Here is a 14,329-nt window from a genome sequence, read left to right as displayed (position 1 = left end):
ACTCCCTTATTCTTCGGAGGCGTTGCCCGAAGCGGTACGACGAGCCTGCAGGGTGGCATACTTGATGCCGCGCTGAGCTGCGATGTCCTTCGGGTGAACCTGGTGCTTCAGGGCGTCGAACGTGGCGCGAACCATGTTGTACGGGTTCGACGAACCGGTCGACTTGGCAACGACGTCATGAACGCCGAGCGTTTCGAAAACGGCGCGCATCGGACCGCCGGCGATGATGCCGGTACCGACCTTGGCCGAGCGCAGCAGAACCTTGCCGGCGCCATGGCGGCCATGGACGTCGTGATGCAGCGTACGGCCGTCGCGCAGCGGTACGAAGATCAGGTCGCGCTTGGCGCTTTCGGTGGCCTTGCGGATGGCTTCCGGCACTTCGCGTGCCTTGCCATGACCGAAGCCTACGCGGCCCTTCTGGTCACCAACAACAACGAGAGCGGCGAAACCGAAGCGGCGGCCACCCTTTACAACCTTGGCGACGCGGTTGATCGCGACCAGCTTGTCGACGAATTCGCTATCGCGCTCGTCACGGCTCTGGCGGTCATCCCGCGAGCCCCTCTTTTCCTGTGCCATTGTCCTCTTCCTTTTTCTTTTCCGGGTGCAATCGGCAAACAACAAGGACCGCATCAACCTCCAAACGGAGATTTGCGGTCCGGTGAAATCCGGCCGGCGCCTATTGGCTGCCGGCCGGAAACTTGATTAGAAGGTCAGGCCGCCTTCGCGAGCCGCATCGGCGAGAGCCTTGATGCGGCCGTGATAGATGAAGGCGCCGCGATCGAACACGACTTCCTTCACGCCGGCCTTGGAGGCGCGCTCGGCAACGAGCTTGCCAACCAGGGCAGCTGCGGCGGTATCGGCACCGGTCTTCAGAGAACCGCGCAGATCCTTGTCGAGCGTGGAGGCAGCCGCAAGGGTCTTGCCAGCCGCGTCATCGATGACCTGGGCGTAGATGTTCTTTGACGAGCGATGAACCGACAGGCGCGGACGGCCATTGGCCACCGCCTTGATTTGACGGCGCACGCGGTTGGCGCGACGCGCAAGTGCTTCTTTCCTGCTAGCCATTTCGCGTGATCCTTACTTCTTCTTGCCTTCTTTGCGGACGATGCGCTCGTCAGCATACTTAACACCCTTGCCCTTGTAGGGCTCAGGACCGCGGTATTCGCGGATTTCTGCGGCAACCTGGCCGACCTGCTGCTTGTTGATGCCGGTGACGACGATTTCCGTCGGCTTCGGCACAGCGATCGAGATACCCTGCGGCGGCTCATAGACCACGTCGTGGCTGAAGCCGAGCGCGAGCTGCAGGTTCTTGCCCTGCATGGAGGCACGGTAGCCGACGCCGTTGATTTCGAGCTTGCGCTCGTAGCCGTCCTTAACACCCTTGAAGATGTTCTCGATCATCGTGCGGGACATGCCCCACTTTGCGCGAGCATCCTTCGAGTCGTTAATCGGCGTTACGACGATTGCATTGTTTTCCAGCTTGAGACCGATTTCGTCGTTAGCGACGAAAAACAGCTCACCCTTGGGGCCCTTGGCAGTCACTTTTTGGCCATCAACCGAGGCCGTGATCCCTGCAGGCACCTGAACGGGCTTTTTACCGATACGAGACATTTTTTCAAACCTGTCTGTTTCGAAGGAGATCCCTGTCCGATCTTAGAAGACCGAGCAGAGAACCTCGCCACCAACATTCTGTTCACGAGCCTGGTGATCGGCCATCACACCCTTCGGAGTCGAAAGGATGGTGATGCCGAGACCGTTCGCGACCTGCGGAATGGACTTAACCGAGACATAAACTCGGCGGCCCGGCTTGGACACGCGGCCGATCTCACGGATCACCGACGAGCCTTCATAGTATTTCAGCTCGATGCTGAGCTCAGACTTGCCGTTGCCGAAATCGACGACGGAGTAGCCACGGATGTAGCCTTCAGCCTGCAGAACATCGAGAACACGTGCACGGAGCTTGGACGCAGGCGTCGAAACCGACGACTTGCGGCGCGAAGCGCCATTGCGGATGCGGGTGAGCATATCGCCCAAAGGATCAGTCATAGTCATCTAATCTGCTCCTTACCAGCTTGACTTGACAATGCCCGGCACCTTGCCGAAATTGCCCAGTTCACGCAGCGCGATACGCGACATGCGCAGTTTGCGGTAGTAGGCGCGCGGACGGCCCGACACTTCGCAACGATTGCGAACACGGGTCTTCGATCCATCGCGCGGGAGCGATGCCAGCTTCAGTGTGGCCTTGAACCGGTCTTCGATCGAAAGAGACTGGTTCATGATGATTGCCTTCAGAGCAGCACGCTTCGCGGCCTGGGTGGCAACCGTATTGCGGCGGCGCTTGTTCTTTTCAACTGCGCTTGTCTTCGCCATATCAGGGTTCCTTTTCTACGCTCGTCGTTACGGTTATTGACGGAACGGGAAGTTGAACTCTGTCAAAAGAGCCCGAGCTTCGTCGTCCGTGTTCGCCGTCGTGCAAACGATGATGTCCATGCCCCACATCTGATCAACCTTGTCGTAGTTGATCTCAGGGAACACAATGTGTTCCTTGATGCCCATGGCAAAGTTGCCACGACCGTCAAAGCTCTTCGGGTTCAGGCCGCGAAAGTCGCGAACGCGCGGAAGCGCGATGTTGACCAGACGATCCAGGAACTCATACATGCGGGCGCCGCGCAGCGTCACCTTGGCGCCGATCGGCATATTCTCGCGGACCTTGAAGCCTGCGATGGAATTGCGTGCGTGCGTGATGACCGGCTTCTGGCCGGCGATCGCTGCGAGATCGGCAGCAGCAACGGTCGGCTTCTTCGAATCAGCCGTTGCCTCGCCCACGCCCATGTTGATCACGATCTTATCAAGCTTCGGGATCTGCATCTCGTTGGCGTAGGAGAACTTCTCCTGCATGGCCGCACGGATGCGGGCGCCGTATTCCTTCTTGAGCCGCGGCTCGTATTTTACCTCAGCCATCGATCACTTCTCCCGAGGTCTTGGCCACGCGGACCTTCTTGCCTTCTACAACCTTGAAACCGACGCGGGTCGGCTTACCGTCCTTGTCGACGATCGCCAGGTTGGACAGGTGAAGCGAGGCTTCCTTGCTGATAATGCCAGCTTCCTGGGTCTGCGTCTGGCGCTGGTGGCGCTTGATGACGTTGACGCCACGGACGACCGCACGGTCTTCCTTCGGCATTACTTGAATGACTTCGCCGGTGCGGCCCTTGTCCTTGCCGGCCAATACGACAACCTTGTCGCCTTTACGGATCTTTTGCATCGCTCCGCTCCTTACAGTACTTCTGGAGCCAGCGAGATGATCTTCATGTGGTTCTTGGCGCGAAGTTCGCGCGGAACCGGTCCGAAGATACGGGTGCCGATCGGCTCTTTCTTGTTGTCGATGAGGACTGCTGCGTTGGTATCGAAGCGGATGACGCTGCCATCCGGACGACGGATGTCCTTGGCGGTGCGAACAACAACCGCCTTCATCACGTCACCCTTCTTCACACGGCCGCGCGGAATAGCTTCCTTGATCGAAACGACGATGACGTCGCCGATCGAGGCATACTTGCGCTTCGAGCCGCCCAGCACCTTGATGCACATGACACGACGTGCGCCGGAATTATCCGCCACGTCGAGGTTTGTTTGCATCTGAATCATGTCAGGTCGCCTTCTTGTTGTTACCGGAATGGTTGGGCCTAACGACCCCCTACCCCGGCTTATGGACTAGTCTCTTGTCTGATTTCTCCAGCGTTCGGGACCACCAGGGTCATCTTCGCCGGCCATCAATAAAGCAAAAGAACGCTCGTACTCGAGCGTCCTGCTTCCAAGCTCGTGCTTCATACAGATATTTCGCCCAAGCGCAAGGGCCTGAGCGAAATTCTGTTACTTGGCCTGGGCGGAAACGACCGTCCAGGTCTTGTCCTTGGAGATCGGCGCGCATTCCTCGATGGAAACGGTGTCGCCGATTTTGTACTGATTGTTCTCGTCGTGAGCCTTGTACTTCTTGGAACGACGAACGGTCTTCTGGAGCAGCGGGTGAGCGAAACGACGCTCTACGCGGACTACTACCGTCTTCTCGTTCTTGTCGCTGACCACGACGCCCTGCAGAATGCGCTTCGGCATGTTATTTTTCCTTTAGGCCTTTGCTTCTGCCGCCTTCTGGCGGGCAATGGTTTTCACGCGAGCGATGTCCTTGCGGACTTCGTTGATGCGCGAGGACTTCTCAAGCTGGCCGGTCGCCTTCTGAAAGCGCAGGTTGAACTGCTCCTTCTTCAGCTTGGCAAGCTCGTCCTTGAGTTGGTCGGCGCTCAGGGCGCGAACATCTGCGGCTTTCATGAGCTTCTTCCTTACTCTGCAATGCGCTGCACGAAGCGCGTCTTGACCGAGAGCTTGGCGGAACCAAGGCGCAGAGCCTCACGAGCTATTTCTTCGCTCACACCATCGATCTCGAACATCATACGGCCGGGCTTGACCTTGCATGCCCAGTATTCGACAGAGCCCTTACCCTTACCCATACGGACTTCGGTCGGCTTCTTGGTTACCGGAACATCCGGGAACACGCGGATCCACACACGGCCGGCACGCTTCATATGACGGGTGATCGCGCGGCGAGCCGCTTCGATCTCACGAGCGTTGACGCGGTTAGGCTCCTGCGACTTCAGGCCGAATTCGCCGAACGCCAGATCAGAACCACCCTTGGCAACGCCCTTGATGCGGCCCTTAAATTGCTTGCGGTACTTCGTACGCTTTGGCTGCAACATTTTCCTATTCTCCGAACTTATCTGCCACGAACGCTATCAAGCGTTGTCGCGGCGGCGGTCTCTATCGCGATCACGGCTAGCCGGACCCTGGGCGTCGCCTTCCATCGCACGGCGTTCGGAGGCCATCGGATCATGCTCAAGAATTTCGCCCTTGAAGATCCAAACCTTGATGCCGCAGATGCCGAAAGCGGTTTCTGCTTCAGCCGTACCGTAGTCGATGTCGGCGCGCAGCGTATGCAGCGGCACGCGACCTTCGCGGTACCATTCCGTACGAGCGATTTCAGCACCGCCGAGACGGCCGGCGCAGGTGATCTTGATGCCTTCGGCGCCAAGACGCATCGCGGACTGAACGGCGCGCTTCATGGCGCGACGGAAAGCAACACGGCGCTCGAGCTGCTGAGCGATCGACTGGGCAACCAGCGTCGCATCGATTTCCGGCTTGCGCACTTCAACGATGTTGAGGTGCGTTTCGGAATTCGTCATGTCCGACAGCTTCTTGCGGAGCTTGTCGATGTCAGCGCCCTTCTTGCCGATGATCAGGCCCGGACGAGCCGAGTGGATCGTGACGCGGCACTTCTTGTGCGGACGCTCGATGACCACCTTGGAGATACCAGCCTGCTTCAGTTCGTTCATGACGAACTTGCGCATCTTCAGGTCTTCGTGGAGAAGCTGGCCATACTCGGCATTGTCCGCGAACCAGCGGCTATCCCAGGTACGGTTGATGCCAAGACGAAAACCGATCGGATTGATTTTCTGACCCATTATGCGACCTCCCCTTGAGCTTCCACTTCACGAACGACGATCGTCAGATGCGCGAACGGACGCTCGATGCGAGACGCACGGCCACGGCCACGAGCGTGGAAACGCTTCATGACGATCGACTTGCCGACGTAGGCTTCCGCCACGACGAGCGAGTCAACGTCGAGATCGTGGTTGTTCTCTGCATTGGCAATCGCAGATTCAAGCGTCTTCTTGACGGCGCCTGCGATGCGCTTGCGGGAGAATTCCAGCTCTGCGAGTGCACGATCAACCTTCTTGCCGCGGATCGAAGCCGCGACCAGGTTGAGCTTCTGCGGGCTGACGCGGAGCGTGCGCGCAATTGCCTGCGCCTCGTTGTCCTTCAGCCGGCGTTCGGTTTTTGCCTTGCCCATTGTTACTTCCTCTTCGCCTTCTTGTCCGCACCGTGACCATAATAGGTACGGGTCGGGGCGAACTCGCCGAACTTGTGTCCGACCATGTCTTCATTGACGCTGACCGGAATGTGCTTGCTGCCGTTGTAGACGCCGAAGGTAAGACCAACGAACTGCGGCATGATGGTGGAGCGACGGCTCCACATCTTGATTATTTCGTTTCGTCCGCCTTCACGCACCTTCTCAGCCTTCTTGAGAAGATAGCCGTCAACAAACGGACCTTTCCATACTGAACGAGCCACTTGAGACTTCCTCTCTTACTTCTTGCGCTGATGGCGCGAGCGCATAATCATTTTATCGGTCGACTTGTTCGACCGCGTACGCTTGCCCTTGGTCGGCTTACCCCATGGGGTCACCGGATGGCGACCACCGGAGGTGCGGCCTTCACCGCCGCCGTGCGGATGGTCGACCGGGTTCATGACGACGCCGCGGACGTGCGGCTTCTTACCGCGCCAACGCGAACGACCGGCCTTGCCATCGTTGATGTTGCCGTGGTCCGGGTTCGAAACCGCGCCGATCGTTGCAAGGCAAGTGCCATGCACGAGGCGCTGTTCGCCAGAGTTCAGGCGAAGGATCGCCATGCCCTGGTCACGACCGACGAGCTGGGCGTAGGAGCCAGCGGAGCGAGCGATCTGGCCGCCCTTGCCCGGCTTCATTTCCACGTTGTGGATGATGGAGCCGACCGGGATGAACTGAAGCGGCATGGTGTTGCCTGGCTTCACGTCCACAGCCTTCTCGGAAGCGATGACCTTGTCGCCGGCAGCGAGACGCTGCGGAGCGATGATATAGGCCAGTTCGCCGTCCGTGTACTTCACCAGAGCGATGTAAGCGGTACGGTTCGGATCGTATTCGATGCGCTCGACAGTGCCCTCGACGTCGAACTTGCGACGCTTGAAGTCGACCAGACGATAGGTGCGCTTGTGACCACCGCCCTGGAAGCGCACGGTGATGCGGCCCAGGTTGTTGCGACCACCCTTGGAGGACAGGCCTTCGGTCAGGGTCTTGACCGGCTTGCCCTTGTAAAGCGAAGACCGGTCGACGATGACCAGCTGGCGCTGGCTCGGGGTCGTCGGATTGAATGTTTTCAATGCCATTTTCTTATTCCTCAGAGACCGGTGGAGACGTCGATCGACTGGCCTTCGGCGAGCGTCACGATAGCCTTCTTCACGTCCTTCTGCTTGCCGACGAGACCTTTAAACCGCTTGGTCTTGCCCAGGCGCAGCAGAGTGTTGACGGCCGTAACCTTGACGCCGAACAGCGCTTCGACGGCAGCCTTGATTTCTGGCTTCGTCGCGGTCTTGGCAACGTTGAAAACAACCTGGTTATTGTCCGAAAGCAGCGTGGACTTTTCGGTGATCGCAGGAGAAACGATCACATCGTAATGGCGAAGATCCGTCACTTGAATCGCTCCTCTAGAGCTTCAACTGCAGCCTTGGACAGGACGAGCTTGCCGCGGCGCAGGATGTCATAAACATTGATGCCCTGAACCGGCAGAACATCGATATTCGGGATGTTGGCGGCTGCGAGCTTGAAGTTGCTGTCGAGCTCGGCACCACCGATGAAGAGCGCATTGGTCAGGCCCAGCGTCTCGAAAGCGCCGGCCAGAACCTTGGTCTTGGCATCAGCTGCAACGAGGCTGTCGAGAATGATAACATCCTCGGCCTTGAACTTAGCGGAGAGAGCAAGACGCAAGCCGAGGGCGCGAACCTTCTTCGGCAGGTCATGTTCATGGCTGCGCACGACCGGGCCGTGAGCCTTACCACCGCCACGGAACTGCGGAGCACGAGCCGAATGGTGACGAGCGCGGCCCGTACCCTTCTGCTTGTACATCTTGGCGCCGGTGCGCCACACTTCTGCGCGGCCCTTAGCCTTGTGCGTGCCCTGGCGCTTCTTGGCAAGCTGCCAGCGAATGACGCGTGCGATGATATCTTCACGCGGTTCGAGGCCGAAAATCGCATCAGAAAGGGAAACCTTCCCAGCGTCTTTGCCCTCGAGGGTCTTGACGTTCAATTCCATTGGTTTGGCTCCCTTACTTCGATGCCGACTTGACGGCGTCGCGCACGATGATCCAGGCACCCTTGGAGCCGGGAACCGCGCCCTTGACGAGGATCAGACCGCGATTTTCATCGGTCGATACCACTTCAAGGTTCTGCGTCGTCACGCGCGTCTGGCCCATGTGACCAGCCATCTTCTTATTCTTGAACACCTTGCCCGGATCCTGGCGCGAGCCGGTCGAACCGTGCGAGCGGTGCGAAACCGACACACCGTGCGTGGCACGCAGACCGCCGAAGCCGTGGCGCTTGATGGCGCCGGCAAAGCCCTTACCGACCGTCGTGCCGGTCACGTCGACGAGCTGACCCGCCGTGAAGTGACCCGCGCTGAGCTCGGTGCCAACGTCGAGCAGATTGTCTTCCGTGACACGGAATTCTGCGAGCTTGGCCTTCGGCTCTACGCTTGCGACGGCGAAATGGCCGCGCAGGGCCTTCGTCGTGTTCTTAACTTTCGCCTGGCCGGCACCGAGCTGTACTGCGGTGTAGCCATTCTTTTCAACTGTGCGCTGGGCCACGACCTGGCAGCTTTCCATACGCAATACGGTAACCGGGACGTGCTCGCCGGCGTCGTTGTAGACGCGCGTCATTCCCACCTTCTGTGCAATCACACCTGAACGCATCGGTTCAATCCTTCTCATTCAGCTCGAGAACCCAAGGTCTCAGAGCTTGATCTCAACATCGACACCGGCGGCGAGATCGAGCTTCATCAGCGCATCTACCGTCTGCGGGGTCGGGTCAACGATGTCGAGAAGGCGCTTGTGCGTGCGCATCTCGAACTGCTCGCGGCTCTTCTTGTCGATGTGCGGGGACCGGTTAACCGTGAACTTCTCGATACGGGTCGGAAGCGGAACGGGGCCCCGGACGCTAGCACCGGTGCGCTTAGCCGTCGATACGATCTCGCGCGTGGAAGCGTCGAGAATCCGATGATCGAACGCCTTAAGGCGGATGCGGATATTCTGGCCGTTCATTCGACTTTATCCTTGTGTTTGTTATCCGCGCGTCTCTCTAAAAGACACGTCTTTAGCTTTAGTTACCTGAGGCGGGCCACCGGTTTCAAAGATCGAGAGGGACACCGAATTCACCGGCGTCCCCATCATTCATTTGCGGGCCTTGACCCAGCCGCCTGCTTATTACTCGACGATGGAGGCGACGATGCCTGCGCCGACGGTACGGCCGCCTTCGCGGATAGCGAAGCGCAGCTTTTCTTCCATCGCGATCGGCACGATCAGCTCAACAGCAACCGTGACGTTGTCGCCCGGCATGACCATTTCCGTGCCTTCCGGAAGCGTCACGATGCCGGTCACATCCGTCGTGCGGAAGTAGAACTGCGGACGGTAGTTCGTGAAGAACGGCGTATGACGGCCGCCCTCTTCCTTCGTCAGGATGTAGGCTTCGGCCATGAACTTCTTGTGCGGCTTGACAGAACCCGGCTTGCACAGGATCTGGCCACGCTCGACGCCGTCACGGTTCACACCGCGGATCAGCGCGCCGATGTTGTCGCCGGCCTGGCCCTGATCGAGCAGCTTGCGGAACATTTCAACGCCGGTCACCGTCGTCTTCGACGTCGGACGAATGCCGACGATCTCGACTTCTTCACCAACCTTGACGATCCCGCGCTCGACGCGGCCCGTCACAACCGTACCACGGCCAGAGATCGAGAACACGTCTTCGATCGGCATCAGGAACGGCTGGTCGATCGGACGCTCAGGCGTCGGGATGTAGGCGTCAACAGCTGCCATCAGCTCGCGGATCGCGTCTTCGCCGATCTTCTTGTCGCTGTCTTCAAGAGCAGCAAGTGCCGAACCCTTGACGACCGGAATGTCGTCGCCCGGGAAGTCGTAGGACGACAGCAATTCGCGAACTTCGAGCTCGACCAGCTCCAGAAGCTCGGCGTCGTCAACCTGGTCGACCTTGTTCAGGAACACAACGATCGCCGGAACGCCAACCTGGCGAGCAAGCAGGATGTGCTCGCGCGTCTGCGGCATCGGGCCGTCGGCGGCCGAGCAAACCAGGATCGCGCCGTCCATCTGTGCGGCACCGGTGATCATGTTCTTCACATAGTCGGCGTGGCCAGGGCAGTCGACGTGCGCATAGTGACGGGCCGGCGTCTCGTATTCGACGTGCGCCGTCGAGATCGTGATGCCACGTGCCTTTTCTTCCGGAGCAGCGTCGATCTGGTCATACGCCTTGTACTCGCCGAAGTACTTCGTGATCGCTGCCGTCAGAGACGTCTTGCCGTGGTCAACGTGCCCAATCGTACCAATGTTAACGTGCGGCTTATTGCGCTCAAACTTACTCTTTGCCATTTTCGGCTCTCCATTTTTCCTGTCCCCGAGGGGATCAATTTTTGTTATCGGTCAATTGGTATTCCGGTCACTTCTGACCGGAATACTTTGCCTGGATTTCCTGTGAGACGTTCGACGGAACCGGCGCGTAATGATCGAAGGTCATCGTGTACTGTGCACGGCCCTGAGACATGGAACGCAGGTTATCGACGTACTTGAACATGTTCGCCAGCGGGACGTTCGCGTTGATGACAACAGCGACACCGCGGCTTTCCTGGCCTTGGATCTGACCACGACGCGAGTTCAGGTCACCAATGACGTCGCCGACGTAGTCTTCCGGCGTCACGACTTCGACCTTCATCATCGGCTCGAGGAGCTGGGCGCCAGCTTCGCGGGCTGCTTCACGGAAGCAAGCACGCGAGGCAATTTCGAAGGCCAGAACCGACGAGTCGACGTCGTGGTAGGCACCATCGATGAGCGTCGCCTTGACGCCGAGCATCGGGAAGCCAGCCAACGGGCCCGAAGACAGAACGCTTTCGATGCCCTTCTGAACGCCCGGGATGTATTCCTTCGGAACGGAACCGCCAACGATCTTGGACTCGAACTTGAAATCGTCGCCTTCCGGGTTCGGTTCGAACACGATCTTGACGCGAGCGAACTGACCGGTACCACCCGACTGCTTCTTGTGGGTGTAGTCCTTTTCCGTCTGACGCGTGATGGTTTCACGGTAAGCAACCTGCGGCGCGCCGACAGTTGCTTCAACCTTGAATTCACGACGCATGCGGTCGACGATGATGTCGAGGTGAAGTTCACCCATGCCGGCGATGATCGTCTGGCCCGATTCCTGGTCCGTCTTCACGCGGAAGGACGGGTCTTCTGCAGCCAGGCGGTTGAGCGCGAGGCCCATCTTTTCCTGGTCGCCCTTGGTCTTCGGCTCGATCGCGATCTGGATGACCGGCTCGGGGAATTCCATGCGCTCGAGGATAACCGGCTTCAGCGGATCGCAGAGCGTATCGCCAGTGGTGGTTTCCTTGAGGCCGGCCAGAGCGACGATGTCGCCAGCGAAGGCTTCTTCGATGTCTTCACGCGAGTTCGAGTGCATCTGCAGCATACGGCCGACACGCTCGCGCTTGTCCTTGACCGTGTTCATGACCGACGCGCCCTTTTCGAGCTTGCCGGAGTAGACGCGGGCGAAGGTCAGCGAACCGACGAAGGGGTCGTTCATGATCTTGAATGCCAGCATGGACAACGGCTCGCTGTCGTCAGCATGACGTTCGATCTCGGCTTCGGTCTTGAAATCGATGCCCTTGATCGCCGGAATATCAGCCGGCGACGGCAGGTAGTCGACAACGGCGTCGAGCAGCGGCTGAACACCCTTGTTCTTGAAGGCGGTGCCGCAGAACATCGGATGGAACTTGACGTCGATCGTACCGCGACGGACGAGCGCGCGGATCTGATCGTTATCAGGCAGGTTGCCTTCGAGGTAGGCTTCAGTCGCGGCTTCGTCGATCTCGACAACGGTCTCGATCAGCTTTTCGCGGTATTCAGCAGCCTTGGCCTTCAGGTCTTCCGGAATTTCGACGACATCCCACTGAGCGCCGAGCGATTCGTCGCGCCAGATGAGAGCATTCATCTCGATCAGATCGACGACGCCCTTGAATTCGGTTTCAGCACCGATCGGCAGCTGCATGACGACAGCGGTGGCGCCGAGGCGGGTCTTGATCATCTCGACCGAGCGATAGAAATCAGCGCCGGTCTTGTCCATCTTGTTGCAGAAGATCATCCGCGGGACATTATACTTCTCGGCCTGACGCCAGACGGTTTCCGTCTGCGGCTCAACGCCGGCGTTGGCATCGAGCAGCGCGATGGCGCCGTCGAGAACGCGCAGCGAACGCTCGACTTCGATGGTGAAGTCGACGTGGCCGGGAGTGTCGATAATGTTGAAGCGGCGGGTCTTGCCGTCACGGCCCTTCCAGTAGGTCGTGGTAGCAGCGGAGGTGATCGTGATGCCACGCTCCTGCTCCTGCTCCATCCAGTCCATGGTGGCAGCGCCATCGTGCACTTCGCCGATCTTGTGCGACTTGCCGGTGTAGTAAAGAATACGCTCGGTGGTCGTGGTCTTGCCGGCGTCGATGTGCGCCATGATACCGAAATTGCGGTAGTCTTCGATCTTATATTCGCGAGCCATAATGGACTGCCTTTCCGAAACCGTTCGGGATTACCAGCGATAATGCGAGAACGCACGGTTGGCATCAGCCATCTTGTGCGTGTCTTCGCGCTTCTTAACGGCAGCGCCGCGGTTGTTGGAGGCATCGAGAAGTTCGCCGCTGAGGCGGTCGACCATCGTCGTTTCGTTACGCTTGCGAGCAGCAGCGATCAGCCAGCGAATGGCAAGAGCCTGACGACGCTCCGGGCGAACATCGACCGGAACCTGGTAGGTGGCACCACCGACACGACGCGAACGAACTTCAACGTGCGGAGCGATGTTATCCAAAGCCTGGTGGAACACGCCGAGCGGTTCCTGCTTTGCCTTGCCCTGCACGGAGTCGAATGCCCCGTATACGATGTTTTCAGCCACGGACTTCTTGCCGTCGAGCATGATGGCATTCATGAACTTGGTGACGACCAGATCGCCGAACTTCGGGTCCGGGTTGATCTCGCGCTTTTCTGCTCTGTGACGTCTGGACATGTACTTCTCGTCTCTCAACTTTTAGCGGCGCTTTAACACGCGGAGAACCTCGCGCAGCACCGGATTATCTGAAACCGAATTACTTCGGACGCTTTGCACCGTACTTGGAACGGCGCTGCTTGCGGTTCTTGACACCCTGGGTATCGAGAACGCCGCGGATGATGTGGTAACGGACACCCGGAAGGTCCTTTACGCGGCCGCCACGGATCATGACGACAGAGTGTTCCTGAAGGTTGTGACCTTCACCCGGAATGTAGCCAATGACTTCGAAGCCATTGGTCAGGCGGATCTTTGCGACCTTACGCAGAGCCGAGTTCGGCTTCTTCGGCGTCGTCGTGTAGACGCGCGTGCAAACGCCGCGCTTCTGCGGGTTCTCCTGAAGAGCGGGAACCTTGTTACGCTTTACCTGCGCCTGGCGAGGCTTGCGGATCAGCTGGTTTACGGTAGGCATTCAACCATCCCTTATAAATCTATCTCGACACCCTTGCGGGCATGACTATCGCCGTCTCCGGCAACGACACACGATCGTCTCAATGCGCAAAACGTGGCCCGATCCGCTTTCGCAGATGGACCACAGAAAAGCAGAGGACGCCGATATGGCGTCTTGCGTGCAGCATTCGTGTCTTCAACGTGCGTTTTAGAACCTTGTTTGAGGTGAACTCCAGAGCGCGTCGCTCCGAACGGCCATGCCTCACATGGGTCCTGATGGCGGCGGTACTACTGGTTTCCCGCCGCTTCGTCAAGGCCGGTTAAGAAATTATCTTTGTCACAAAGGCCTGAAAGGCCGGGCAAACCAGCCATTTGGCGCTTTGGATACGGAAATGCCGTCCCTTCGGCAAGATGGACTTTGGTATTTCGTTAAAATCCCTATAAGAAATCACGGAAAGACAATTCCATCAGATGACCCGTGCGACCAAAAGGAATCGCCTGGTCGATTCGACACCCCGAGGGAAGACTCATGATTACTGCGCCAGACAACGACAACAATTCCGACGGCCCCATGGTCTTCATCATCATCGGCAAGGGCTACGAGACCGACGGCGGCGAAGGCGTCGACCTCCATGTCATGCTGAAAGCGCCTGATGACGACTCCGCCGTGCGCGAAGCGCTTAATGCGCTTGCCGAAGAAGGCTTCATCGAAGCCGACCTCGATCAAATCGGCCTGCTGACCGACGTACCGGACGAGGAGCCGCATGCATCGGCCTATCAGGGTGCGCTCGAAGGAGAAGTGGCGATCATCCGGTTCCGCTGACGGGTAGTCCTCCGGAGGCCGGGCAACCGCCCTGCCCCGTTTCGCTCCATCACCGAACAAAAAAGAAGCCGCCCGGATCACTCCGGGCGGCTTTTGATTTCTAGCAGGCTTGCTGCC

The 14,329-nt window shown here is 58.7% G+C and carries 24 protein-coding genes; 1 reads left to right on the top strand and 23 read right to left on the bottom strand.

All coding sequences use genetic code 11. The annotated features are described in order from the left end of the window. Positions 1-6: 6 nt before the first annotated feature. From rpsE to rpsL, 23 genes are all read right to left on the bottom strand, one after another. On the bottom strand, positions 7-576 hold the full coding sequence (gene rpsE / locus JTP94_RS31365) for a 30S ribosomal protein S5 (RefSeq protein WP_034507374.1): 570 nt from the start codon (positions 574-576) through the stop codon (positions 7-9). 126 nt (positions 577-702) lie between these two features. Beyond that, positions 703-1,065: a 50S ribosomal protein L18 gene (gene rplR, locus JTP94_RS31360; RefSeq protein ID WP_034507377.1), complete on the bottom strand. Its 363-nt coding sequence runs from the start codon at positions 1,063-1,065 to the stop codon at positions 703-705. Positions 1,066-1,077: 12 nt separating this feature from the next. After that, entirely contained in the window at positions 1,078-1,611 is a 534-nt protein-coding gene (rplF, locus tag JTP94_RS31355) for a 50S ribosomal protein L6 (protein WP_037199963.1), read from the bottom strand. A 42-nt stretch (positions 1,612-1,653) separates the two neighbouring features. Next, positions 1,654-2,052, bottom strand: a complete 399-nt coding sequence (gene rpsH / locus JTP94_RS31350; protein WP_034480422.1) for a 30S ribosomal protein S8 — start codon at positions 2,050-2,052, stop codon at positions 1,654-1,656. Positions 2,053-2,064: 12 nt separating this feature from the next. After that, on the bottom strand, positions 2,065-2,370 hold the full coding sequence (gene rpsN, locus JTP94_RS31345) for a 30S ribosomal protein S14 (protein ID WP_204854264.1): 306 nt from the start codon (positions 2,368-2,370) through the stop codon (positions 2,065-2,067). 33 nt (positions 2,371-2,403) lie between these two features. Then, positions 2,404-2,961 carry a 50S ribosomal protein L5 gene (gene rplE, locus JTP94_RS31340; protein WP_034507385.1) on the bottom strand — a complete coding sequence of 186 codons (558 nt, stop codon included), beginning with the start codon at positions 2,959-2,961 and terminating at the stop codon, positions 2,404-2,406. Continuing rightward, complete coding sequence (gene rplX / locus JTP94_RS31335; RefSeq protein ID WP_007690770.1) at positions 2,954-3,262, bottom strand: 50S ribosomal protein L24; 309 nt, start codon at positions 3,260-3,262, stop codon at positions 2,954-2,956. Before rplX ends, rplE begins: the two co-directional genes overlap by 8 nt. An 11-nt stretch (positions 3,263-3,273) precedes the next feature. Continuing rightward, positions 3,274-3,642: a 50S ribosomal protein L14 gene (rplN, locus tag JTP94_RS31330; protein WP_003573790.1), complete on the bottom strand. Its 369-nt coding sequence runs from the start codon at positions 3,640-3,642 to the stop codon at positions 3,274-3,276. Between the two features lie 225 nt (positions 3,643-3,867). Further along, positions 3,868-4,107, bottom strand: coding sequence for a 30S ribosomal protein S17 (rpsQ, locus tag JTP94_RS31325; protein ID WP_034507387.1), 240 nt, complete (start codon positions 4,105-4,107; stop codon positions 3,868-3,870). A 12-nt stretch (positions 4,108-4,119) separates the two neighbouring features. Then, the gene (rpmC, locus tag JTP94_RS31320; RefSeq protein ID WP_007690763.1) at positions 4,120-4,320 is read right to left on the bottom strand and encodes a 50S ribosomal protein L29; all 201 of its coding nucleotides are present in this window, start codon (positions 4,318-4,320) and stop codon (positions 4,120-4,122) included. A gap of 11 nt (positions 4,321-4,331) precedes the next feature. Continuing rightward, complete coding sequence (gene rplP, locus JTP94_RS31315; protein ID WP_034507389.1) at positions 4,332-4,745, bottom strand: 50S ribosomal protein L16; 414 nt, start codon at positions 4,743-4,745, stop codon at positions 4,332-4,334. A gap of 36 nt (positions 4,746-4,781) precedes the next feature. Then, positions 4,782-5,507 (bottom strand): 30S ribosomal protein S3, encoded by a 726-nt coding sequence (gene rpsC / locus JTP94_RS31310; RefSeq protein ID WP_034507390.1) that lies wholly within the window; start codon positions 5,505-5,507, stop codon positions 4,782-4,784. Further along, positions 5,507-5,896, bottom strand: coding sequence for a 50S ribosomal protein L22 (rplV, locus tag JTP94_RS31305; protein WP_034507393.1), 390 nt, complete (start codon positions 5,894-5,896; stop codon positions 5,507-5,509). Before rplV ends, rpsC begins: the two co-directional genes overlap by 1 nt. Positions 5,897-5,898: 2 nt before the next feature. Next, entirely contained in the window at positions 5,899-6,177 is a 279-nt protein-coding gene (gene rpsS, locus JTP94_RS31300) for a 30S ribosomal protein S19 (protein WP_015339602.1), read from the bottom strand. A 15-nt stretch (positions 6,178-6,192) separates the two neighbouring features. Continuing rightward, the gene (rplB, locus tag JTP94_RS31295) at positions 6,193-7,029 is read right to left on the bottom strand and encodes a 50S ribosomal protein L2 (RefSeq protein ID WP_204854263.1); all 837 of its coding nucleotides are present in this window, start codon (positions 7,027-7,029) and stop codon (positions 6,193-6,195) included. A gap of 11 nt (positions 7,030-7,040) precedes the next feature. After that, positions 7,041-7,334 carry a 50S ribosomal protein L23 gene (locus JTP94_RS31290; RefSeq protein ID WP_007690755.1) on the bottom strand — a complete coding sequence of 98 codons (294 nt, stop codon included), beginning with the start codon at positions 7,332-7,334 and terminating at the stop codon, positions 7,041-7,043. Then, positions 7,331-7,951, bottom strand: coding sequence for a 50S ribosomal protein L4 (gene rplD, locus JTP94_RS31285; protein WP_037199975.1), 621 nt, complete (start codon positions 7,949-7,951; stop codon positions 7,331-7,333). Before rplD ends, JTP94_RS31290 begins: the two co-directional genes overlap by 4 nt. A gap of 13 nt (positions 7,952-7,964) precedes the next feature. Further along, a complete protein-coding gene (gene rplC / locus JTP94_RS31280; protein WP_204854262.1) occupies positions 7,965-8,606 on the bottom strand; it encodes a 50S ribosomal protein L3 in 642 nt (213 codons plus the stop codon). Positions 8,607-8,645: 39 nt separating this feature from the next. Continuing rightward, a complete protein-coding gene (gene rpsJ, locus JTP94_RS31275; protein ID WP_003547547.1) occupies positions 8,646-8,954 on the bottom strand; it encodes a 30S ribosomal protein S10 in 309 nt (102 codons plus the stop codon). Positions 8,955-9,116: 162 nt separating this feature from the next. After that, the gene (tuf, locus tag JTP94_RS31270; RefSeq protein ID WP_034507401.1) at positions 9,117-10,292 is read right to left on the bottom strand and encodes an elongation factor Tu; all 1,176 of its coding nucleotides are present in this window, start codon (positions 10,290-10,292) and stop codon (positions 9,117-9,119) included. A gap of 67 nt (positions 10,293-10,359) precedes the next feature. After that, complete coding sequence (gene fusA, locus JTP94_RS31265) at positions 10,360-12,459, bottom strand: elongation factor G (RefSeq protein WP_204854261.1); 2,100 nt, start codon at positions 12,457-12,459, stop codon at positions 10,360-10,362. A gap of 30 nt (positions 12,460-12,489) precedes the next feature. After that, positions 12,490-12,960, bottom strand: coding sequence for a 30S ribosomal protein S7 (rpsG, locus tag JTP94_RS31260; protein ID WP_204854260.1), 471 nt, complete (start codon positions 12,958-12,960; stop codon positions 12,490-12,492). Positions 12,961-13,039: 79 nt separating this feature from the next. Then, the gene (gene rpsL, locus JTP94_RS31255) at positions 13,040-13,411 is read right to left on the bottom strand and encodes a 30S ribosomal protein S12 (RefSeq protein ID WP_003507760.1); all 372 of its coding nucleotides are present in this window, start codon (positions 13,409-13,411) and stop codon (positions 13,040-13,042) included. A gap of 507 nt (positions 13,412-13,918) precedes the next feature. Here rpsL and JTP94_RS31250 point away from each other — a divergent pair. Continuing rightward, the gene (locus tag JTP94_RS31250; RefSeq protein ID WP_047562197.1) at positions 13,919-14,212 is read left to right on the top strand and encodes a hypothetical protein; all 294 of its coding nucleotides are present in this window, start codon (positions 13,919-13,921) and stop codon (positions 14,210-14,212) included. Positions 14,213-14,329 lie beyond the last annotated feature (117 nt).

This window comes from Martinezella lusitana, assembly GCF_016901135.1.
Classification (GTDB): Bacteria; Pseudomonadota; Alphaproteobacteria; order Rhizobiales; family Rhizobiaceae; genus Rhizobium; species Rhizobium lusitanum_D.
The sequence above is the reverse complement of the archived record's forward strand: the minus strand, read 5'-3'. Positions and strand labels throughout refer to the sequence as shown.